17 protein-coding genes and 1 tRNA gene are annotated in these 23,145 nt (G+C 36.8%); 2 read left to right on the forward strand and 16 right to left on the reverse strand.

Going from position 1 to position 23,145, the window contains the following annotated elements:
• Positions 1-27: 27 nt before the first annotated feature.
• The 7 genes from PZ892_RS00265 to PZ892_RS00295 form a co-directional block, all read right to left on the reverse strand.
• Positions 28-1,341, reverse strand: a complete 1,314-nt coding sequence (locus PZ892_RS00265; protein ID WP_277711877.1) for a nicotinamide mononucleotide adenylyltransferase — start codon at positions 1,339-1,341, stop codon at positions 28-30.
• A 71-nt stretch (positions 1,342-1,412) separates the two neighbouring features.
• Complete coding sequence (locus PZ892_RS00270) at positions 1,413-1,955, reverse strand: NUDIX hydrolase (protein ID WP_277711878.1); 543 nt, start codon at positions 1,953-1,955, stop codon at positions 1,413-1,415.
• Positions 1,955-3,694 carry a phospho-sugar mutase gene (locus tag PZ892_RS00275; protein WP_277711879.1) on the reverse strand — a complete coding sequence of 580 codons (1,740 nt, stop codon included), beginning with the start codon at positions 3,692-3,694 and terminating at the stop codon, positions 1,955-1,957. The genes PZ892_RS00270 and PZ892_RS00275 overlap by 1 nt, the downstream gene beginning before the upstream one ends.
• 35 nt (positions 3,695-3,729) lie before the next feature.
• A complete protein-coding gene (locus PZ892_RS00280; RefSeq protein WP_277711881.1) occupies positions 3,730-4,380 on the reverse strand; it encodes a hypothetical protein in 651 nt (216 codons plus the stop codon).
• A gap of 2 nt (positions 4,381-4,382) precedes the next feature.
• Positions 4,383-5,255, reverse strand: a complete 873-nt coding sequence (locus PZ892_RS00285; RefSeq protein ID WP_277711883.1) for an SDR family oxidoreductase — start codon at positions 5,253-5,255, stop codon at positions 4,383-4,385.
• Positions 5,256-5,257: 2 nt separating this feature from the next.
• On the reverse strand, positions 5,258-6,025 hold the full coding sequence (locus PZ892_RS00290) for an enoyl-CoA hydratase/isomerase family protein (protein ID WP_094281239.1): 768 nt from the start codon (positions 6,023-6,025) through the stop codon (positions 5,258-5,260).
• Between the two features lie 168 nt (positions 6,026-6,193).
• The gene (locus tag PZ892_RS00295; RefSeq protein WP_277711884.1) at positions 6,194-8,866 is read right to left on the reverse strand and encodes a TonB-dependent receptor plug domain-containing protein; all 2,673 of its coding nucleotides are present in this window, start codon (positions 8,864-8,866) and stop codon (positions 6,194-6,196) included.
• Positions 8,867-8,971: 105 nt separating this feature from the next.
• On the opposite strand from PZ892_RS00295, the gene purD reads away from it, so the two are divergent.
• A complete protein-coding gene (gene purD, locus PZ892_RS00300; RefSeq protein ID WP_277711885.1) occupies positions 8,972-10,246 on the forward strand; it encodes a phosphoribosylamine--glycine ligase in 1,275 nt (424 codons plus the stop codon).
• Positions 10,247-10,343: 97 nt separating this feature from the next.
• Positions 10,344-10,415, forward strand: a tRNA-Glu gene (locus tag PZ892_RS00305).
• 110 nt (positions 10,416-10,525) lie between these two features.
• Here the strand turns inward: PZ892_RS00305 and PZ892_RS00310 are convergent.
• The 9 genes from PZ892_RS00310 to PZ892_RS00350 all read right to left on the reverse strand — a co-directional run bounded on the left by PZ892_RS00310 (position 10,526) and on the right by PZ892_RS00350 (position 23,057).
• Entirely contained in the window at positions 10,526-10,930 is a 405-nt protein-coding gene (locus PZ892_RS00310; protein WP_277711887.1) for an NUDIX domain-containing protein, read from the reverse strand.
• A 66-nt stretch (positions 10,931-10,996) separates the two neighbouring features.
• Positions 10,997-12,094, reverse strand: a complete 1,098-nt coding sequence (locus PZ892_RS00315) for a hypothetical protein (RefSeq protein WP_277711888.1) — start codon at positions 12,092-12,094, stop codon at positions 10,997-10,999.
• A 700-nt stretch (positions 12,095-12,794) separates the two neighbouring features.
• Positions 12,795-14,366, reverse strand: coding sequence for an AraC family transcriptional regulator (locus tag PZ892_RS00320; RefSeq protein WP_277711889.1), 1,572 nt, complete (start codon positions 14,364-14,366; stop codon positions 12,795-12,797).
• Positions 14,367-14,443: 77 nt separating this feature from the next.
• Positions 14,444-14,860, reverse strand: coding sequence for a hypothetical protein (locus PZ892_RS00325; protein WP_277711891.1), 417 nt, complete (start codon positions 14,858-14,860; stop codon positions 14,444-14,446).
• Positions 14,861-14,974: 114 nt separating this feature from the next.
• Positions 14,975-15,490 (reverse strand): DUF1573 domain-containing protein, encoded by a 516-nt coding sequence (locus PZ892_RS00330; RefSeq protein WP_277711892.1) that lies wholly within the window; start codon positions 15,488-15,490, stop codon positions 14,975-14,977.
• A gap of 13 nt (positions 15,491-15,503) precedes the next feature.
• Complete coding sequence (locus PZ892_RS00335) at positions 15,504-17,639, reverse strand: DUF4838 domain-containing protein (protein ID WP_277711893.1); 2,136 nt, start codon at positions 17,637-17,639, stop codon at positions 15,504-15,506.
• Complete coding sequence (locus PZ892_RS00340; RefSeq protein ID WP_277711894.1) at positions 17,626-20,418, reverse strand: tetratricopeptide repeat protein; 2,793 nt, start codon at positions 20,416-20,418, stop codon at positions 17,626-17,628. The genes PZ892_RS00335 and PZ892_RS00340 overlap by 14 nt, the downstream gene beginning before the upstream one ends.
• A gap of 28 nt (positions 20,419-20,446) precedes the next feature.
• Positions 20,447-21,874, reverse strand: coding sequence for a glycosyltransferase (locus tag PZ892_RS00345; protein WP_277711895.1), 1,428 nt, complete (start codon positions 21,872-21,874; stop codon positions 20,447-20,449).
• Positions 21,875-21,884: 10 nt separating this feature from the next.
• Entirely contained in the window at positions 21,885-23,057 is a 1,173-nt protein-coding gene (locus tag PZ892_RS00350) for a HEAT repeat domain-containing protein (RefSeq protein WP_277711896.1), read from the reverse strand.
• Between the last annotated feature and the right edge of the window lie 88 nt (positions 23,058-23,145).

Genomic DNA, 23,145 nt, shown 5'->3' on the forward strand with positions numbered 1-23,145 from the left:
GGCAAAATATTTTGCCCCTTTCGTTTTTTATACTGTTTTTACAAACTTTTCATCGTAGTTTTCGATATCGATGATATACCGGTTATTGATTAAGAAATCAAATAATGGTTTCGCTTCTTCGGAAACTGGAAGATTCTTTGTTGTAATGATTTTCTCATTCTTCTTATCCAAATATGGATAAGCATATAATTTTACGTTCTTGCTAAACATCCCTGAAATATAACTCAACAATTCGTTCGTATAGTTTTCCTTGTTATAGTTATCTGAATTAAAGATGTTTTTCAAGTTTGCTGTATTCGTCGCGATGCCTACATGTTTTGGTTTGAAGGTCTGAACGAACTCCGCTAGATGATTATTTCTTCTAAAGTTCGAAACTAGGATATTATTTCCCGTGGAACATAGGTATTCTGCACGTTCTGCAAAGTAAATTAAATCCTCATCGGAGATGACACTATTTTCATCCAAAACATTCCCCATCAAGACCTCAATCAACACCACTGTGTTTTCAGGAACTGCCTTGGTATTCTTTAGAAACTCCTCTACCGCAAGGTTAAAGAGATCAAAGTTCGGGTTGGACTTTTGACGGTATTTTGTGCGAAGAATAATAATATTCTTTTTATAAAGATAGTCCTTGATTTGAGCAGCCTTGCCATCTGGCTTAAAGATCGCAGCTTTTGAGAAGCCTTTCGCAATCAAATATAAATTCAATAGACGCTCATTTGCCTTCGCAAATAATGGGCCTGAAACCTTCACCAAATCAATCTCAACTGAACCTATAGAAAGGTTGTCTACTAGGGATTCAATCATGGTTTGCGGATTCTCAGAGTAATAATAAGCTGCAAACACCAAGTTCACCCCTAAGATTCCCAAGACCTTTGTTTGTAATCTATTATCACTATCTAATAAACGAACGTGGATAATGATATCGTTGGTTGGACCATCGACTTCATGTTGGAATCTGATTCCAATCCAGCCATGCGGTTCATTCGTTTTAGTAAAATTTAAGGTAGTTACTGTATCGGCAAAGGCGAAGAACTTTTTCTTACTGTATTTCTCTCCGTGAAGACGTTCGGTTAATAAGCTGTACTCATGGTCTAACATTTTGGTTAACCTCGTACGGCTAACATATCTCCCTGACTCTTCAATACCATAAATAGCATCCGAGAAAGCCATGTCGTATGCAGAAATGGTTTTTGCAATCGTTCCTGATGCGGCGCCTGCTTCAAAAAAATTACGAGCTACTTCCTGTCCGGCTCCAATCTCAGCAAATGTGCCATAAATATCAGCGTTAAGATTAATTTTTAGCGCTTTGCGCTTGGTTTCGTAAATTTCTCTTGCCATGCGGCAAAGGTACGAAAACAGCGTCAATAATTGTGTAGATCTCTGGGTAGAAAGAATAAAGTTAGGCAAGCTTATAACTTGCCTAACTTTTTTAAGGTGTAGAATAACGCTGAGCTATGTAATGCCTGACCTATTTTATTTTCAAAAAGAAACTGTTTCGCTTCTTCCAGCTCCATTAAAACTACTTCAATATCTTCAGAAGGATCCAGGTCTTGCTCCTGTACCTTTCTTCCACCAGTTAACAGATAGGTGTAAGTAATATTCCCTGAGGTCGCAGGATTTGCAAACAACTCACAAACGTAAGTGATTTGATCAAAGGCATAACCTGTTTCTTCTAATAACTCCCTTCTCGCAGCAATCTCAGGATCCTCATTCTCTTCGACAACTCCTGCAGGAAGCTCAACCATAATTTGCCCAGCTCCATGACGATACTGTTTGACAAAAATTATCTCATTATCCTCCGTCAAGGCCACCATATTTACCCAGGTCGGGTACTCTAAAACGTAATATTCTTCTTTGATATTCCCATTGGGCATCTCTAGCTTATCAACACGCAGAGTCGCCCAAGGACGTTGAATAATATAATTTGAGTTAATTGTTTTCCACTTTTCCATTAATCCTTTACAATATCAGCCATCATTAACCTTACTTTATCATCCAATCGATTCGATACTTGACCATATTCTGAAGTAAATTCCAAGTTTTCGCGAACGGAACAATAGAATTTTATCTTCGGTTCAGTACCTGACGGGCGAGCAGAAATCACATCCCCATCCTTGGTAATAAATTGTAAGACATCTGATTTCGGAAGATCAATTTTTGTCTTCTTTCCTGTGGCCATATCTGTCGCCTCGCTAGTTTCATAATCCCTAACCTCAACAACTTCAATAGAACCTAAAGTTTTTGGAAGATTAGCACGAAGATCAGTCATCATCTGCTTAATCTCATCTGCACCAGCTTTTCCTTTTTTGGTTAATGAAATTAATTTCTCCTTATAATAACCATAATCTAGGTATAAGCTCAATAGGACATCATAAAGTGACTTGCCTTGATCCTTGAAATATGCCGTCATCTCCGCTATAAATGCACAGGAATTAACTGCATCTTTATCGCGTACCAAGTCACCAACTAGGAAACCATAACTTTCTTCTCCTCCAACTAGGTAAGTTTCCTTGCCCTCAAGTTCTGTCATCACCTCACCAATAAATTTAAAACCCGTTAAGGTCTCATAACTTTTTACATCAAATGATTTCGCAATATCAGAGAATAAATTTGAGGTAACTATCGTTTTGACGATGTATTGATTAGCTTTCAACTGACCTAGGTCCTTTTTGCTGGATAATACATAATAGGTCAGCAAACTACCAATTTGATTTCCATTGATTAACTGGAACTCTCCTGAAGGAAGTTTTACTGCAACACCTACGCGGTCGGCATCTGGATCAGTCGCCATTACCACATCAGCATCTATTTCCTGGCCTTTAGCCATCGCCTTGGCCATCGCTTCTTCCTCCTCCGGATTTGGATAAACTACCGTTGGGAAATTACCATCAGGTTTCGCTTGATCTTCCACGACCTGAACATTCTGGAAACCCCATGCCTCCAACATTTTTGGAACTATAGTAATCCCAGTTCCATGGATTGGTGAATAAACTATTTTTAAATCCTTTTGCGCTTTTACAGCCTCAGGATGAATACTCAGTTTTAAATTCGCATCAATATAGATTTGATCAAAATCTGCCTTCACCAACTCTATATTCTTATCTACTCTTTCAAACTTAATATCTTTTACAGATTTAATGGCATTCACCTCTGTAATGACATTTTTATCATGAGGTGCAACAAGCTGCCCACCATCATTCCAATAAGCCTTGTATCCGTTATATTCCTTAGGATTATGGGATGCCGTAAGCATTACCCCACCCTGACATTTAAAATGTCGTACAGCAAAGGAAAGTACTGGCGTTGGCCTTAGTTCCTCAAACAAATAAACTTTGATGCCATTCGCTGAGAAAACATCCGCCACTAGATTACCAAAGGCTTGTGAGTTATTTCTGCTATCATATGAAACCGCTACTTTAATTTCTTGATTGGGGAATTGCTTGATTAAATAATTTGCCAAACCTTGTGTAGCTTTTCCAATCGTATATTTATTCATTCGATTGGAACCAACTCCCATGATTCCGCGAAGGCCTCCCGTACCGAATTCTAATTCCTTGTAGAAAGAATCCAATAACTCAGTTTCTTCATTATTGTCAACTAATCCTTTTACTTTCGCAACAGTATCTTGATCATATTCCTCAGACTGCCACTGACTAATTCTTGCTTGTGTTTCTTTATCTAGAGTACCCATATGGTTGGATTTTTTGAAATTAAAATAATAAAATGCTAGGCATCACAGTTGCCATAGGATCTGTCAAGTAGGGTGACAAACCATGACCCCTCAAATTGTTTAACATGAAAAATCAAGAAGTGTTCATCCGTAGGGTTTAAAATTACCCTATAGCTTCCATCTTCTAATATAGAGACTTTCTTTAATGTAGCTTCATCGTATTTTACCTCATTATATTCTCCCTGATATTTCATGATCGTATCCAATAAGTGAGTTACACTTGTTTTGGTTGTATCACTCATGAAGCCATATTTTGTCCATTTGTCCGTATCACATTGGAACTCTGGTAAGGACTCAAAGGTTAGGGTCTTATCATTTTCAAAAGTGGTATACGGATAATGCGCCGGAACAGGATTCCGAATGTCAAAACTATCAACCAATTTGAAGTCGTCCATTACTCCAGGACGATAGATCACCGCTAAGCCGTGTTCTGGATGAATCAACGCATTGACCTTTTCATTGTCTTGACTTAAATATGCTCTTGCAAATCGAGTAATCACCTCAGAAATCTGTTGGATCTCTTCGGGTTTATTCAAACTTGCTCGCGTTACTGTGTCCTGTTCCGCCGATGCGGTTTTTGAAGAGTTATTACAAGATCCTAAAAGCAGAATAAACGCCAGTAGACCTAAACTGTAATTTTTAATCATGATTATTTATTGTTTTTCCGGATAGTCTGTTCTATAGTATCCCACATTTCTGCAGGAATGGCTTCCATCCCATTCATTTGCCCCGCACCTTGCAACCATTCTCCGCCATCAATGCTAATTATTTCCCCATTGATATAACCTGCAAAATCTGACACCAAGAACGCTGCCAAATTTGCTAATTCTTGATGTTCTCCAACGCGTTTTAAAGGAACGCGGTTTTTAAAATCAAACTTCTGGGCTAATTCCCCCGGAAGTAACCGATCCCAAGCGCCTTTCGTAGGAAATGGCCCCGGAGCAATCGCATTATGTCGAATGCCATATTTCCCCCATTCTACAGCAAGTGATTTCGTCAAAGTCACAACCCCGCCTTTTGCCACCGCTGATGGAACAACATAACCTGAACCCGTGAAGGCATAGGTTGTTACAATATTTAAAACATTTCCGGCTTGTTTCTTTTCAATCCAATGTTTCCCAAATTCCAAGGTACAATTTACTGTTCCCTTTAATACTATATCTATAATTGTTGAAAATGCATTTGCTGATAAGCGTTCTGTTGGCGAAATAAAATTCCCCGCAGCATTATTTACCAATACATCTACCTGTCCAAAAATCTCAATAGCTTTATCCTTTAATAGGGCAATCTCTTCAGGATGACGGATATCGCAGGCCACTGGTAAAACTGGATTACCTGTTTTTGCTTGAATCTCCTTCGCTGATTCCTCCAATACATCCAACTTACGGCTACTAATAACCACATTCGCCCCTAACTCTGAGAAATAGGTCGACATAGCTTTGCCAAGACCTGTACCACCTCCCGTAACAACAATGGTCTTGCCTTTCAATGCATTTTCTTGTAGAGCACCTTGTACTGCCATAATTATGATTTTTTAGTAAGATTATCAATGATTGCTTGTAGGATTGCTCGCGTCGACGGTGCCCACCAACGCTCTAATACCTGTTCTATAGCCACTCCTTTGGTCGCTTGAACCTCTTTTAATAAGTTCTGACGAATATTTAATTTCGTGGCTCTCCACGCATTTGGCTCAAATTGTAAATAATGTTTCGCCTTACGTGCCGCCGTGGTTTGGATCCGGTCAAAATTAACAACTTCATCTACAAGGCCTATATTCAATGCTTCCTGCGGAGTTAATAATTTCCCCTCCATTAAAAATCGTGCTGCATTGCCCGAGCCAATCCAAAAACTGTATAACTCAAAAATACTCGTAGGTACCACAATACCAACAGGCACCTCATTTAGACCAATAATATACTCTCCAGCAGCCATTACCCGATAATCTGAACATAAGGCTAAAACACAACCACCAGCCGGACTATGACCTGTTATAGCCGTAATAAATGGCTTCGGAAAGGAAGCTAATTCCTCAATCAAGTCAATGAACTTCGTCCAAAAGGTTTTCATCTGCTCCTCATCATATTGAAATAAGGTAATCAAATCTAAACCCGATGTGAAAAATCCTTCCTTACCTTGAAGAATAACGGCAAATACAGAAGGGTCTTCCTTTAGGGTTCTAAAGGTGTCAGTGATTTCTTCTATCATTTCCAAATGCATCGCATTTGATTTTCCCCGATCTAATTGAATGTAGCAGATGTTTTCTGTTACTTGAGTATTTATAAATGAACCCATATGATTTCCATTTGTTAAGTATCGAAATTTACATAAAAAAATACGCTTAACGATAAATTTTTAGCTATTAAATCGTGGAATTTGTGAACTAGCTGATTGGCAAAATGCTCATATAATAAGTATGCCAGACGATTAGGTTCGACTGGCATACTGCTGTTTTATCTATGTTTATTCCTTGACCTCAAATTGTAAGATTTTCCGAAGGATTCGACCGTTGAAATCTAAACCTTCAATGATCATTCTATAGGTACCTCCTTCATCTGAAGTGTAAAAATCAAACTTTGCATGTCCGTTTTCATTAGTAACTATGCCCGGTTCCCAATGTATGGTTGTCCTTAAATCCGATTGAAATTGCGTCTCTGAATTAACTTCATAAATCGGCTTATAAAACTCCTTCGTCAACGAAATGCCTTTTGGAGTTATGGATAAAATCCCCGTTGGTTGATATGCCGAAGATCGTGCATTCCTGCCCGTTTTGGAAGTAATAATTATCAATCCAGAAGCACCGTATGAGCCATAAATGGAAGTATAATTTGCATTACGAAGAACCTCAACACTTTCCACATCAGCAGGATTAATCGTGCTTAAGATTTCTGGCTCCATATACATCCCATCCACCACAACTTGCATCGCTCCGCCACCTCTGGTAGTCGTCGGAACTCCATTTTGAAAGATTACCCCAGTTAATCTTCCGTTTAAACACATTTCTAGCGTCGCACAGGTGCTTAAATCTTCCGCGGTAAGTGTCTGATCCGCATTTCCTGGCCCGTTTAAATTGGAAGAGTTTTCAGCTGCCTTCGGCCGTCTCGCACGAACAGTAACCTCCTCAATCTGAAAAACCTTATCCATGATCCCTTTTCGCTCCAACTGCTCGTAAAACTTCTTGCTCGCCGCTAACTGATCTTCATTCAGCTTATTGATGTCATTTTTTATCAAGGGCTGGTTCTTCTCAAAATTTATATCCGGCGATAAGTAACTGTTGGAAACGATATCTACAAAATTCTTCCCTTTTTGATTTCTCGCTGATAATAAGAACTTAACACTATCTGGAAATAAGAGGTTGTCAAAACTAAAATACCCCTCCGCATTCGCCGTAGTATCGAGGTATTCCATAAAGTTATTGGTGGAAATTAATTGAATAGAAGCATTGGGAACAGGTGCATTTCTACCCACTCTTTTAATGCTACCATCAATGGTCAACCCTTTTTCTGCCTTAAAAGCTGGTTTTAAGGTTGCGATGGAATCCAACATGCTGATTTTTATCTTTCGCCAACCTTGGGTCAACATCAGATCGTCCAAATCCCCCGATTTAACAGTTCCATCTTCATTGAAATAAAAACTAGGATTCTCTATAAATCCTCTAATATCTCCGTTCAGAAAGAACGAACTTAAAATACTTACCGCATTGGGTACATTATCTTTATAATTTTTCAAATTGACTATAGAAGCCGAGAGTGCCGAAAACCGAATACTATCGCCCGGCTGGCCTACATCTATGGTCGTATTGACTTTCTCTCTTAACCCATAAGAAGCCTTGTCAAATTTTATATCCGAAGGTAGTATGCTGGAATTATTAAAATTGAATACAGCACGCTCTGAAATAGGTATGAAATTCTTGTTCAATAGGCTTACAGTCAAAACGCCAGATGGAAGTCCTTGCCTTGGTATGGAAAACAAAACATTAGCCTGAGAAGCCCTGTTTTTTGCCATATAATATATATTCCCCAAATGTTGTAGGGTGACATAGAGATCCTCATTATTGATCATGGACTCTGATACATTCACCTGAACCAACAACTTATCCGAATTGGAATTATTAACAGCCACAGAAATGCTGTTGGTCGGAATGATTTCTAGATTAGTGGTCTTTTGAGTACCATCATCAAACTTAACATTGATCTTATAAGTTTCCCCAGCCGCTAGATAACATGGGATCGAGCCCATCCCCAATGCATTGGTACTTAAACTCGCCGCAGTATCTTGCGTGGAACTCAAAATATAAATATCTGCCTTGATCCCTAGTCCTTGAGGATTTAAGGTTTTGAATGCAATCCGATTTAATTCATTGCCTACAATTTGCCCCCCTTCTACAAAGTGTTGAACACTATTGTCCGTATTAAATACATTCGTATTGATTAGCTTCTTTACAATTGAACCATCTAGATTCCTAAATCGAAGCGAAATTGGTTTTCCCTTATTCTTGCTGTTTACTTTAATTTTTACCGTCCCGTCGGGCTGCAAAGGCTCTCTTCCTTTATCAATTATTTTGTCGCCTTCCACAACCTGATAGCCAACCTGGGTCTTCTCCCAATCTTTTCCTTCAGGATTCTTAAACCGCATCACATAATATTCTGTATTCTCCTCAGAAATCAATTCTGTGCTGCTGACAATATTATCCGACCGAACATTCCCTATATTTAGTACTTTCTCAAAATAATAATCTGAGCTACTATTTCGCATCCAATTGGTATAGGCTCGCATTCTATAGGAACCTTCAACTAGGGTGTCCGAAAGCACTAAATCCCCCACAGCTACCCCTGTAAAAAGCGAATTGATTTTTTGGGATACAATTTCTCCTGTTGGACTTATTAGTTCTACGTAACTGATGTTGGATAATACGGAAAGCTTGTTTTCAATCCCGATAACCGAATAGATCTTATACCAAATGGTTTCTCCGGCACCATAATTATCTCGATCTGTTTGAATGTGTATTTTTTCTTGCGGGAACTTGTCTGCATACTCAGACATTTTGGCTTGGAACTGGTCTGTGGTTTGGCCAGACAAAGGATTAAGGAAGCTGACTAAACAAAAAAAGGCCAGCAAGCTCAGGAGTTTCTTCATAATTAAGTTGGCTAATTCCTTATAATTATACGAAAATTTGTAAAGAATGTTTGTAAATATTTTTTTTGAAAGCGGATTTCTCATCTGCTTCAATATCTTTGCGGTATGAATATTCTGATCATCGGCTCTGGAGGTAGAGAGTCTGCCTTTGCCTATAAAATCTCACAAAGCCCAAAACTTAGCAAATTATTTATCGCTCCAGGAAATGCTGGAACTGAAAAATATGGTGAAAATGTTGCCCTAAAAGTAACTGACTTCCAAGGAATCGCTGATTTTGCGCTGAAAAATCAAATTGAAATGATTGTCGTAGGCCCAGAAGAACCTTTGGTAAAAGGAATTCATGACTTCTTCCTTGCCAATGATGAATTGAAACATATCGCAATCGTAGGTCCTCAGCAAGAAGGTGCGCAATTGGAAGGCTCTAAGGATTTCTCTAAAGAGTTTATGATTCGTCATGATATCCCAACTGCGGCATTCAAATCCTTCAACAAAGAAAACCTTGAAGAAGGATTGGCTTATTTGGATACCCAAAAACTTCCAATCGTATTAAAAGCAGATGGTTTGGCTCAAGGAAAAGGAGTATTAATCCTGGATTCTTATGATGAGGCTAAAGCTGAATTAAAGGCGATGATCAATGATTCTAAATTCGGAGCGGCAAGTGATGTAGTGGTGGTTGAAGAATTCTTGAAAGGAATCGAACTTTCTGTTTTTGTGTTAACTGATGGTAATGACTATAAAGTTTTGCCTTCGGCAAAAGATTATAAACGTATCGGCGAAGGCGATACAGGATTAAATACTGGTGGTATGGGTTCTGTTTCTCCAGTTCCTTTTGCTGATCAAGACTTCCTGGATAAAGTAGAAGCGCGTATTATTAAACCAACCGTTGATGGTTTGAAAAAAGATAATATCCCTTACAAAGGCTTTATTTTTATCGGATTAATGAACGTAGGGGGTGATCCTTATGTGATTGAATACAACGTTCGTATGGGCGATCCTGAAACAGAATCTGTTCTTGTTCGTATCGAATCCGACTTGGTAGACCTATTAGAAGGTGTTGCCAAAGAAGATCTAGCAAACCGTTCTTATACCGTTACAGATAAAACCGCAGCCACAGTAGTCATTGTTTCCGGTGGTTATCCAGGGAACTATGAAACTGGCAAGGTGATCTCCAACATGGAAAATGTCAAAGAATCTATTGTGTTCCATGCCGGTACAAAACAAGATGGAGCAAACGTATTAACAGCTGGAGGAAGGGTATTGGCTGTAACAGCTTTAGAGGATGACCTATTCTCAGCCTTACAACAAGCAACCGCTGATGCAGGACGTATCTTTTTTGAAGGAAAATACTTCAGAACAGACATTGGATTTGATTTAATATAAAAATATCGGTTTAAAAGCCAATGAGTTATATTTTTGCCGGTGAAAATATTTTGGAAGAATAGATAAAGCTTCTATATTTGCATCACCAAAGCAAAAGGGCCCGTTCGTCTAGGGGTTAGGACGCAAGATTTTCATTCTTGAAACAGGGGTTCGATTCCCCTACGGGCTACAGAAAAAAGCGACTTATTCAAGTCGCTTTTTTAGTTTATTGTAATGCGTTTTTAGTAGTTAGACCTAAGGCTGAATATTCATATCCAACAAATTCATAAAAGAATTTTTCTATTCGATTAACCCCTGCTTTTTTAACTTTTCTAGTATAAGAACATCAACCGCAGAGGTCCTATTTTTATCTTCGTATTTTATCCACTCAAAAGACTCTATTTCACTGGAAGGCATTAATGTTCCTTCGAAATCAGAGAAATAACATAACATTTTGACTAAAACTCCTGAAGCATGACCATCAGCTTGTGCTTCAAATGTTCCAAAAAATTCCACGGTATTTTCCAGAATATGAACATTAAGTTCCTCAAAAACCTCCCTTTTTAAACATTCTATGTCAGATTCGTTGTTTTCTCTTTTTCCTCCTGGGAAGTATAGTTTATTTTTTGATTTGGAAAGAGTACTAAGGACACAATTTTTCTTGATATGGATCAAAGCCACTTTTTCTATTGTTTTGTTTATCATATGATACTTAGGTAGTTAAATTTAACTATTTCTGATTTTGTTCAATAAGCTGAGCTCTTTAACTTCTCAAAACTCAATTAACTCTTTATCAAACTGCTTAACAACAACAGGAGCGACAGAAGGAATGCCATAGCGTTCCAAATCTTTCCAAAACTCCTGAGTATAATTACTTTTTTCATCTAAATAGGAGCTCTTATTAAATATGCTTTTCTTAGTTTCAACTTCCTCGTTAGTTAAAAAGCTACGCTCCATTACGTAGAATTCAGATAGTATTTCATAAGGAAAATAACCCAAATTATTTTTGCGTTTAATACTACCGATGGTATGGCTATACAAGCTTTGAAGATTTTGTAGAGTAATATCAGAAAGTCTGCCTACATCATAGTTCTCAATCCGAACCTGACTAGTCCGTATTCCTTCAATCCGAAATAGTTTCTTTTTTATCATAGAATCGGGTAGTACAAAATCAATATAGGTTTGAGCTTTTCCATTAGGGTTAATTTTTATTTCACCTACTTTCACCTGTTGTTTATAAATGTTGGCTGAGGTTTCTTGCGTTTTAATTTCGTACTCTTTTGACAAACCAAGGTGAATTGGAGACGAAGAAATATTTGGGATTCTTGGAGGTTCTACGAATGGCCCCATTGCTTCCTTGTAAGCTTTTATAGCCTCCTTATTTCCCAAAACCCGATAGGCATCTATGCTATGTTTTATCTTTGCCTTTTTTTGGGTTAACGGAATATAGAATTTTACAATGCCATCAGAGAAGTATTTATTTTTGCCATCAAACGTTTCTAAAGCCCGGAAGTAACCTTTTAAGAGCAACCAATCCTTAGGCTTATTATTTATTTCGATCTCATCAATCACGAAAGTAGAAGGCGATAGCTTAACCAGTCTTTCCGTCGCTAATATATTTTTTAAGCTTATTTCTTTTGAACGATAGGAAAGATGCTGAAAAGAAAAATAATCAAGGGCAGATAATTTTTCTTCATTCAGGTAGATTGTTCCATTCTTATCACTAATAGATATTAAATGACCATTTGAATCAAACACACTTACAGCAGCAATAGGACTATTAGTAATTGAGTCCAAAAGAACAATTTGACTCCTTGAAATTGAGACAATAAAAAAAGAAATAATTAATAATATTATTTTAGGCTTCATCTTTTTTTATAAAATACTTTCCTGTTGTTCTTTTAAAAATTAACTATTGAACATTATTCATTAGTAAGAAATTATGCCTTCGATAAACTATTTTTCAATGAGTCAAAATTCCAAGTATTAATTGTTAATTTGAATTTCAATTTACCATTTTGGCCATTAATTATGAAAATGTTTTTCGCATTTATAGAGGCATTCTTTTGTACATATCTCTATGGACAACAATTTAAAGAACCGAATACAATAGGAAAATTTACAGATGGCGTTTACAGAAAGCTAGACCAAGTCAACGCATTAATGTATTTTATGTCTCATTAAACGATATCCCAAGTGCCAAATTTTATTTAGAAAAAGCAAAAGAAAACGGGAAAATTATTCCGGAGAAATTAGAGCATTCTTTAAGATAGTTAATTAAGTCTCCAAAACTATAACTTATACCAAAATAAGTGACCGAGAACAATATATTCTTGGTCGTATTAAAGATTAGGACACTGAATCGCCGCAGTAAACCCTCCTCGCTTAAAATCCCTCATTTTCTTTCTCTATATCAAAATTTTAATAAATACATTTCCTTATTTTTCCCCTCAAATCTTATCTATAAAATCATCAGAAATAACTCGGACTTGGGCCATAAAAAAAATCAAAAATACTGACCTGAGGATGGCCGAATAGGTCTGAGGAAAGTTAAGTTCTTGGTGATAAGTTAAGTGTTTAACTCTTTCTTTAAAAGATTAATATAGGTTGATGGAGGCATGCCGGTAATATTTTTAAAGGATGTGGAGAATTTGCTTAAAGAGGAAAAGCCACACTTTTGAGCTAGGATAGCTAATTTGAAATCTAAAAGTTCTGGAGAGCCTTTGATTAGATTTAAAAAATGTTCTATTCTTTTGGTTTGGATGAATTCATAGAAATCCATTTGTCGATATTTTAGGATGATATAGGAAACATACTTGGAATTTGTTCCCATTTTGGATGCAATCTGATCGAGTTTGACATTCTTTTCTAAATAGAACTTTTCTTCTTCTAATTTCTCAAGTTTTCTAAAAAGGCTGGTCTCGGTGTATTTTGAGATTTTTATTTGATTCAACTTCGAATTGTCTTTTTCTGATTCCATTTTATCGGGGTTTGATAGTTCACTGGCATCTAAGAATAAATGAGTTGTGATATCATTTGAAGGTTCTATGGCTTCAGGGTGGGTCCATATTTTTCTTTTCCAGACAAGTAGGAAGTAGGCTGCAAAGACCAGAAAAAGGATAATCCCACTAAGGGAAAGGATATATAGAAAGCGGTATAATTCTTCTCTAACGGCTGTTTCTTTAAGCAAGGAGTCTGATAATAAATTGGCTTGGTCTATTTTGGTATTCAATAAATCAGCAGATTTCTTGCTATAATATAGCGCATATTCCATGTTTCTGGTTTCCTTGTAATATTCAGACCAGCTGTCGTAGGATATTTTTTCAAGATCTTCATCATTTTCAGCTTTTAGGTATTGATCTACCATGGTAAGAAATTGATGAGCTATTGTATAGTTGGATTCTTTTAATGCAATCTCCCCAAGGGCAATATAAACCCGGGGTTTCAGGGAAGATTCAATGTCGCTCAATTTATGAAGGGAAGAATTCAGCAAGGAGTCTGCGGCTTTTAGCTTACCAGATCTCAATTTGGAGATTCCCATGATTTGATCATTTGTTGCTTCAACAATCTTTAATTTTTTTATATCATGTGCGTTTTGAGGGATCTGTTTAGCGGCTGAGATTGCTAATTCATTGGCTTCTGCATATTTCTTTTCTTCCAGGAAATGGTAGGCATGTTCATGGAGAATGTCAACAGAATTAAAATTCTTGATTTCAGAATCCTTAATCATGTCGTTAGCTTTTTGTGCGCGGTCCAGGTACCTGCTTGAGATATGTTTCAAACCTAAGGCGCGGAAAGACTTAGCTATAAATCCGGAGATTGTTGCTTGACATCTAAAATTTGAAGTGTAGGAAGCAATGGAATCTGCATGCATGGCGATCTTGACGGATAGGGGGTAATTCCCTTGTTTGAAATAAACCTTTGCTTTGGTCATTAATGCGGCAATTCGTTGTTTATCACTATTGGCAGATGCTATAAGTGAATCTGCATTCAGAGCCACAACTCTTAGGTTTTCTGCTAGAATAGGAATGGTATTTCTGAAAGAGGTTCCGTTTGTAGTTTCAATTGAATTCCCTGCTGTATGTGCATAATTTAAAAAAAGGCACATTAGCAATAAGAAGTTTCTAAAAATGAATTTCATATATGTTTAATGCTTTTATCTGATATTCTTGATTTTTTCTATTTCTTGAAATGTGAGAATTCAATTTTCCGTATTAATTACCTTAGGTAATACAGGGCGAGAGCGACGATAATAAAGTTGGCACACAGCGCAATTAATAGAATATAATCTAATGTTGCCCAGACATTGTTTTTCTTGTTTATTTTCCTCAATATTTCCTGTGTATGTTTCGAATAATCCACAAAGGCCCGGAGATCGTTGGTTTCTAATACAACCTTGATGGTCTTTTCAATTTCACGTTTGAGATGCAAAAGTGATAATTGGGTTGTTAAGAATTCAACCTTATCGATATCGTCACTTTCTCCCCCTAATAGATCATTCAGAGCTTTGTCAAGGTCTTCATTTAAAGTAATTGATTTTTCAGGGCAATTCTCTTTTATAACCGTCCGTAGGGATTTCTCAATTTCAAGTAATGAAATCAGTATTTCTTGTGGGTTATAGGCTTTGGGTTTCATATTAAGATAATAGTAAACTCACGCAGTTAAATATCCACATTTTTCACATCATCTCTATGAATGAATCCAATTCTTTACAAACTAAAATTTTGTTATAGGAAAAATATTTTGGAATCAATTATTTTCTCCAATAACCTTAGGATGGTTTTCAGTTAGATAATATCCCTTATTACCTTTTGGTCCGTCCATCAAAATTTCAAGTCCATTATTCTTGGCATTTTCCTCAGTAAATAATTCCTCATAATCCTTGGTGTACAGAGCATCAGGAACGACATTGATGTCAAAAACTATTTCATGAAACTCAGCATTCTTAAAATTTCCATAAAGGGTTATAAAGTGTTTCACGGAACCAATATTCTTTGCACTATTATAACTCAAAATTAGTTTTCTTTCCTTTTTAGGAGGAATTGAGAAGTTCCCAAGACCCTCTGCGGTCTTCAAACAACCACATGAAGTGATTATATCAGTCAGAATTAAAGGGTTTTCGCCAGTGTTCTTTAGGTTAAAGGATAAATCCTTTACCTCTCCGGCTAAAATGGGATAGTAATGTCTATGGTTGTCTTCAATTTCCAAAGTGGTTTTCTTGCTTTTTATATCAACACAACCTGTTAAAAATAAGTGGATTGCCACTAAAAACGATATATTAAAATATTTCAATTTCATCACACGCTATTACTGATTTATTAATGTTTCTATTTTTATTTATTCTTACTTCTATTTGTTGTTTTGGATCAAGCATAATTGTTTTTTCCAATTGAAAAGAGTTGTTTTTTTTGATTAATTCCTTTCCGAGAACAGTGACGATGTTAGTTCCATCTTTGAGAATTTCAATCTTATCAGGTCTTAGCATCCGATGTCTTGGATTGGATAAGAATCTCATACGGATTGTTTTCAACTTCGTCTCTGGAATGACAACATTTCCAATGACTTTGATGTCATTTCCAGCAAGCAACCAGCCCTGATTAAAGTCTGATAAAAATCCAGGGAGATTGTTGTTCAAAAGCTTCCCTTCCTGCAGAGATTGGTTCATTTTGATATCAACAACGTTTTTCAATTGAAATGAATTTCGATTCATAGGTTGTGTCAGCATATGATTCCATTCGGAAACATAGCTGCTTATTTTTCCATCAAATTCTTTATAATTCTCTTGATGATATTTCTTAGAATAAGCTGCCAATTCCATTACTTCTGTTTGGTATTTTGGGTTCACCCATAAGGTATTTTCTTTTTGCAAGAGGAAACCATTTTCAAGGTTCCCTTTGTGGTATTGGAATTGGAGTTTAGTATAACTCAAGGCCAATATTAATCTATCAAGCTTTGTTCTTTCCTCTGGATTAGTTTTTGTGATTATTTCTGACAGATTCTTGTAGAATAATTGAAACCGACCTTGGTCCAAAAAGGACTTCATAAGGTCTCTGAAGGGTGAATACATCCCTATTTCGGATTTTGATTGGGTTGATTTTTCTTCAATTTCAAGAAGGTAATCAGCTATAATTTTACCTGAAACCGGATAAAATCTATCGCAGTAGTTCCTTATTAGGAGTTCAGTATCCAAAGTGGGGTTCATCATCATCGCACTTAGCACATAGGTTTTGATATCCTCAAAAGGAGAATAGTCGTAGCCCGATCCATTAAGGAAAAATCCATTTACCCCAATAGATTGAAAAAAGGAGAGCTGGTTCTGAAATCGGTATAAAACAGGGTAGGGGCTTAAGTAATCATCAAAATTGGCAATATAGTCCCAAAGGTAAACTTCATTGACTTTTTCTTTCCACTGTCGGACCAATGACTCGAAATCTTTTACTGAGCTGCTTGTCTGATTAATCTTAGATAATTTGGTGAAATCAATCGTGCTAATAAAAACACCAGTGTTTTTTTCCATTTGAATGGTTGGTGCGTTTTTGGTTGTCAGGTATGCGGTTGTGAAGAAGAAATAGTTTGGGTAGGATTTTGCAAGGCTATTTAACAAGTGCGAAATGGCTGCTGTTGCTTGTCCAGGTTTATTTCCCAGTTTTTTACAACTCGCACAGGTACAGGCAATATTATTATCGTTAGGAGTAACCATGAACCACTGAACACCATTTCCCCTTTGCGTATCCAGATAGCTTTTGATTGCATTGATGGTAGCATCAGAAGAGAAACAAAATTGTTTTTTATCTATTCCTTTTTCAGTTTGGGCATAGGAGGCCTCGGGGATCTTTCCATCAAAGACCTTTTTAAAGTTATGACCCCAAATTCCCCAATCTTCATCCACACTATTGTTATGGTAAATACCAGCTAGATCTGGATTGGTATTACTCAATAAATGAGGTTCTCTATAGCGAATGGCAAAATTAAACTGTCCATTTTTGAAATTAATTATTGCAGGAGGTAGGTCATGCGTATCCAGGTCTATTTCTTCTCCTAATTGAGTAATCAGCTCATATATTAACCAAATCATGGTCTCTCGGTCTTTTGCAAATAAAGAAAGCTTTCCAGGGATATTATTGATCTCATAATCAAAGTTTAGATCAGCAACCAATTCCAAATAAATCAGATTTGATTTGTCATTTGGGTTAGCATTGTCGGCTCTTAGAATGGAGGTTTTATCTTCCTTGTTTCGCTTGGTCAAGTGCTGATAAAGGTAGTCGGCTACCTCAGTGCTGGCATCATCTCCATTAGATAAGATTATGACCTTCTGATCCGGGAATTTGAGCAATTTACTTTGCCCTTTACTGCTTGTGCAAGAGGTCAGAGCAAATATGCTGAACAGCGTTATAGACCATCTAGAAAGATACATTGATTTGCAGATTAAGATTGTAATGATTTCTATAAATGTTATTATCACCTATTCTTTGGGCTTGAAAGTTATACCAAGTTCCTAATGCATTGGCAGATATATTTCGAGTGATGGATCGGCCAATTCCGGCGCCCACCATAGCATTTATGACCTCGAAACTATTAAAGAGTTGATAGTCCACAAGATCTATGTCTGCTGAGTTTCCGATGTTAGCAACTGCCAAAACAAAGTTTCTAGGGTTGCTCAAGAAATATTGAGCTTTAAGTCCTACATTGTACAGGTAATTTGTATTACCTTGATCAGCTAGTAAGAAATTGGAAAGCTTTCCTGAGAGATTAAAACCATTGATTGTCTTTGCCAATGCCAAATTGAAGTTGGTTAAGTTTTGATCAGTGAAAAACTTTCTAAAACCAACAGAAGTTTCTAATTGCCAAGAGGACTCCCAGTTATATAGTAAAGCGGCATTTGCTGTATACTGCATGAAATACCTATTTGAGATCGCTAGGTCGATCCTGCTTGAAACTCCTTTTGTCCATGGTCTAGTCCATTCAATGAGTCCCTGTACACCTTGCCCTTCTTCGCGACCTGCATAGTTCAATCGACCAGTAAACATGGATCCATTTGAATTTTTATGAGAATATTCAATTGAGGATATCGTAATAAGCATATTATTCTCACCGAATCTTGAATTGAGATGGGAAATACCGACAGTGTTCTGATATGATCGTTGAGCCAAGTAATCCAAATGCTCTTTAAATTCGTCAAATTCCAATGGACCAGGCTCATAAAATTTTTGATAATAATATGCGGAATCATAAACTTTTAAGCCTTCATAAGCGCGGCCTTTAAGATATTTTAGCGCCTTATTATTTTCCTTATAATGTAGCGCAGTGTCTATGACTGCGAGGGCATTAGCATGGTCTTTATTTTTAATTAAGTCTTCTGCATATTCCTCTGAAGTACTGTTGAAGGTGTTTAGCAATGGTTGGTGGAAAGGGGTGATTATTACTTGGTTATGAAGTAATTCCCATGAATCACCCAATCTTTCCTTTTTATGACTCAGAGCTTCGGCCAGCTTAATCTTAAATGGGATATCATTCTGGTAAAATTGTACCGCTGCTTGAGAATAAGCGAGCATGGCATCGTAATCCCGAAGCTGGTAACTGATGTTGGTAATGGCAATAAGTGCTTCTTGGTTATGATTTTCAATCGCCAACCATCTTTCGCAGAGTTGTTTCGCTTCGATCAGTTTATATTCTTCCCGAAAGTTCTTGACCAAAGGAGAGGCTATTTCAGAATAACCGTTTTGCAGTCTTGATCTTTCTTCTCCTGAGGTTTTATCTAGGATTTGTTCATAAATTGTTAATGCATAATCATAACTACCCTGCTTATTGTATAGGTCTGATTTTTTCATGATGAGATCCAGGTTTTCTGGGTCATCAATTAGCATTTCATCCAATACTGCAATAGCTTCAGGATATTGTTTGGAGGATTGATAAGCATTATACATTCCTATTCGCGCATAATTTATTGCTTCTTGATTCCCGTACTGGATAGCTTCTTTCCAATCAGCAATGGCTGTATTAATTTTGCCTTCGTCCATGCTATTTTTGGCACTTTTCAAGCTGTATGTTACATAGGATTCGCGAAGGTCTGCATCATCAGGATATCTTTTGAAGAGTTCTTTCGTAAAGCTCGACACCTTTGGTAGATTCTGCATGCTTTTATAAACATTTAGCTCCTTCAAATCAAGCTCTTTTCTAGGTCCGACACTATTGCGGTGTCTATTTAATAGATGAATTGCTTCTTCATATTGTGCCTGACTAAAGAGTTCGCTAAAGACATAATTAAAAGCTTCTGTGTTTCCGGGAGATGCAGCAAAGATTTTACCATATAAGGTAACTGGATCGCTATCTTTTGCATTTCTCGCTGCTTCCAATAAATAGTAGTTGTAAAGGTTTCTAAGGTTTCCACTGGCATCATTCTTCATTTCAGCATTGAGGAACCCCAGAAGTTCAGAATACCGATCCTCATGTTCTAATATGGCAAGTTTCTTTTTTACAAATCCTTCATCCTTAGGAAAGTGATTTAGTGCTCTGTCTGTATAGGCTAGGGCGTTGCTAAAATCTCCGGCTTTAATGTAATTGTCAATAACAGGAAAATAGAGTTCTTGTTGATTGGGTTGATCTTCGACTGTTTGTCTTGCAAGTTCGATTGTTTTATCGATTTTACCGGACCTACTAACTTCAACCGTTCTTTGCTCAATGATATAGGATAGGTCTTTACTTATCTCAGGGTCATTTGGGTAAATCTGTGAAATCCTTTTTAGTAATCGATCTGCTTCAACTTGATTGCCTGATATTCTGTAGAGGTCAATTTTTTTCCGCCAAAGTTCTTTTCCATAAGGATTCACTTCCAGTAATTCGTTGATATAGCAAATAGCACTAGAGTATCGTTCTGTTTCAGTTTCAACGGCAATAAGCATTTGTTTAGATTCGGTGTTGGAAGAGCCATATTCCAATGATTTTGCCAATTCATATCGAGCTTTATCATATTGTTTTTTATGTAGGTAATATTTTCCAGCCATCATTCTCAGATCAGAATCCTTTGGGGTTTCCTTAATGGATTCATCTGCTAAACGTTTTCCCTCCTCCCATTTCTGTTGATTGTATAGCTGAATGATTTGATATAATTGTACATCTTTTCTTTTGGCTGTTTCTTTGACTTGAGCATAAGAAACAGTACAAAAAAATATTAGGCCAAATGATGTAATCATCATTTTGGAGAGTATAAATCTCTTTAACATATTAGGCTGCGGTATTTGTGTTTTTAGTTGGAGAAAATCCATATCTTGTCATCTGCTTCCATTTGAAGTCCTTCTTTATCAGGTACATCAGGTAGCCTTTTAAGGTGAATAATACGACGAAGGGGTGATATATGAAAGCCTCCATTGCTGCAAAGAATATCAGCCTTAGATAACCCCAAAAGTTCTTATAGAGTTTACTGAGTACCAAATCATTAGAAACAGTAACAATGGATACAGCTAGGCCTATGAGGTAGGTGTAGAGTACCATGATCCAGAAGGTGTCAAAATTAACCTGGTTAGTCAGCAATAGGATTATTAGGAATGAAAAGCCAATAAATTCCAAGATGGGGGCTAAGAACTCAAAAAAGACAATATAAGGCATCACTATGAGGCCCATTCTTCCATAGTCTTTATTGAGGAAGAATTTTCTATGATCAATGATAAACTGGAGCATTCCACGGCCCCATCTTGTTCTTTGTCTGTTTAGAAGGTTAAGATTTGAAGGTCCTTCCGTCCAACATAAACTGTATGGGCACTGCGCTATTTTATATTTCCTTTTGTTTTCGCGCATATATGCTACCATTCTTACAGTCATATCCATATCTTCAGCATGAGAAGCCGAATCAAATCCACCTGCGGAAATAACGACTTGTTTGTCAAACAAACCAAAGCCACCGGAGACATTTGGGATGGCATTGATCATGGACCAACCCATTTTTGCAACTAGATAAGACCTTAGGTATTCGGTTTCCTGGAAAAGTGGTATCAATTGCTTTGGCGGTTTTGATGTTATTATTTTTCCATTTTCCACCCTACTGCCATTGGCCATACGCATTGTTGCCCCGACAGCTATTACCGGAATATCGGAATCCAAGACAGGAAGAATTATTTTACTCAGCGTGTCTTCAGCGAGGATACAATCGACATCAGTATTTATGAAATAATCGTATTTCGCGATGTTTACTCCTGCATTCATGGCATCAGCTTTTGTTCCACCATTGATTTTATCAACGACGATGAGTTTGCTAAACTTTCGATTTGATGATCGATATATGGTTTTAACCTGTTTGCAATACACCTTATATACGTAGTAATAAGGGACCTCGACTAATTCAAATTCTTTTTTCAAAATATCGAGTGTTTTATCGGAACTCCCATCATTGACAATTACCACTTCGAATTTTGGATAGTCAAGATTTAAAAAAGACTTCACACTTTCAGAGACGATGACCTCCTCGTTAAATGCTGGAGCTACAATTGAAATTCCTGGTGCTTGATCAGGGAAATTCTTAAAATATTTTTCTTCTCGGTTCGTGTATTTAAAACGGTATCGAATAGTTTGGAAATAGCTCATTACCATTAATGACAAATAAAAAACTGCCAGTAAAGTAGCGTAGAAGTAGATTATATAATTAAAAAAATAGGTCATTTGATTGAGATTATACTATTGAAAAGTTCTTTTCATTGCTGACCTGGGCCAAAACAATGTTTTCTATTTCTTTTTTTGAATGTTGGTTGTCAATCTTTAGTTTTTCTAATGCCTGCTCACCTTCGGGTCCATGTTGAATGATTGATCTTGCAATCATTAATTTGATGGACAAACCATCTGTAGATTTGTAATTATCCAATAAAAAATCTAATGATTCTTGACAAGGCAAAAATGCCATGGTCTTGATAATGGCATCTCGTACGACAGAGGTCTCCAAGTGATAGCGATCAACCAGTTTAGGAACTGCTTCCAGGCAGGAAAGGGCGCCAAAGGTTTCAACAATTTGTACCCGGATATCCCGGTTTTCATATTTGTCAAGGAGAGTTAACAAGTTTTTCGAAGCTTCAAATTGTTTGAAAAAGCCAATTTCCTTCAGAATGAAGACGATATATTTGGAGTTCTTAGAGCTGTGTACCCAACGTAAAAGGTTTGGAAGTCTTCCTTCATTGGACCTTTTTATCAAGGTAGAGTGAAGGCGAAGCTTATCTAGTTGAGTAAATTCTTCATCAAAGTTCTCCTCCATAAATCGGAAAGGATTATAACGATCCAGTTTGGTGTATAAATCTCTAGCAACTTTTCTAATTTCTTTATTTTTATGGAACATTGATTTTGACAGGATTCCTGTATTTACCCCGTTATCAAATTCGCCAATGACCAGAAGGGCCTCCTTTTTTTTATCATAACTCGAGTATCTGATTCTCTTTTCCCAAAATCCCATTAATCTTAATGCTTCGAGGCAATTCTTGTAATTGATTTCGTTGAATTCTCCAGTTTTGTAAAGGGTAATTTTCACATCTAGCAAGACATCTGTTACAAAGTCTGACTTCCAATTTTTAAATTTTCTGAGGTTGACTTCCAATAACCTTAGGATTTCTTCTTTTTCATAGATAGTTGAGTTTTTGATGATGAAAAAAAGTTTATCATAAAAATGATCGATGGTTTTCTTTTTCTTTTTCTCTGCCACATTTAATTTATATCCTATTATTAACATTCTTCCAAGAGCGAGGATGGAAAACAATAACAATAGCATGACCATCACGAATGTGAATCGAGCAATTGGCGGATAGCCATCTAAAATGGTACCTACATAGTTGAGGTAATACAGTAAATAATCATAGTTCATAATCTGATGTTTTTTTAATTAAAACGAAATCAATTGGTTTGGTGCATTCTCAAATTTGGCAACAAGAAATAGCCTAGTTTTTTTAATT

Source organism: Sphingobacterium sp. WM, assembly GCF_029542465.1.
GTDB lineage: Bacteria > Bacteroidota > Bacteroidia > Sphingobacteriales > Sphingobacteriaceae > Sphingobacterium > Sphingobacterium cellulitidis.

Coding starts and splice junctions, on each gene's coding strand:
- PZ892_RS00265 (WP_277711877.1), bottom strand. CDS start 1,341: ATGGCAAGAGAAATTTACGAAACCAAGCGCAAAGCGCTAAAAATTAAT.
- PZ892_RS00270 (WP_277711878.1), bottom strand. CDS start 1,955: ATGGAAAAGTGGAAAACAATTAACTCAAATTATATTATTCAACGTCCT.
- PZ892_RS00275 (WP_277711879.1), bottom strand. CDS start 3,694: ATGGGTACTCTAGATAAAGAAACACAAGCAAGAATTAGTCAGTGGCAG.
- PZ892_RS00280 (WP_277711881.1), bottom strand. CDS start 4,380: ATGATTAAAAATTACAGTTTAGGTCTACTGGCGTTTATTCTGCTTTTA.
- PZ892_RS00285 (WP_277711883.1), bottom strand. CDS start 5,255: ATGGCAGTACAAGGTGCTCTACAAGAAAATGCATTGAAAGGCAAGACC.
- PZ892_RS00290 (WP_094281239.1), bottom strand. CDS start 6,025: ATGGGTTCATTTATAAATACTCAAGTAACAGAAAACATCTGCTACATT.
- PZ892_RS00295 (WP_277711884.1), bottom strand. CDS start 8,866: ATGAAGAAACTCCTGAGCTTGCTGGCCTTTTTTTGTTTAGTCAGCTTC.
- purD (WP_277711885.1), top strand. CDS start 8,972: ATGAATATTCTGATCATCGGCTCTGGAGGTAGAGAGTCTGCCTTTGCC.
- PZ892_RS00310 (WP_277711887.1), bottom strand. CDS start 10,930: ATGATAAACAAAACAATAGAAAAAGTGGCTTTGATCCATATCAAGAAA.
- PZ892_RS00315 (WP_277711888.1), bottom strand. CDS start 12,094: ATGAAGCCTAAAATAATATTATTAATTATTTCTTTTTTTATTGTCTCA.
- PZ892_RS00320 (WP_277711889.1), bottom strand. CDS start 14,366: ATGAAATTCATTTTTAGAAACTTCTTATTGCTAATGTGCCTTTTTTTA.
- PZ892_RS00325 (WP_277711891.1), bottom strand. CDS start 14,860: ATGAAACCCAAAGCCTATAACCCACAAGAAATACTGATTTCATTACTT.
- PZ892_RS00335 (WP_277711893.1), bottom strand. CDS start 17,639: ATGTATCTTTCTAGATGGTCTATAACGCTGTTCAGCATATTTGCTCTG.
- PZ892_RS00340 (WP_277711894.1), bottom strand. CDS start 20,418: ATGATGATTACATCATTTGGCCTAATATTTTTTTGTACTGTTTCTTAT.
- PZ892_RS00345 (WP_277711895.1), bottom strand. CDS start 21,874: ATGACCTATTTTTTTAATTATATAATCTACTTCTACGCTACTTTACTG.
- PZ892_RS00350 (WP_277711896.1), bottom strand. CDS start 23,057: ATGAACTATGATTATTTACTGTATTACCTCAACTATGTAGGTACCATT.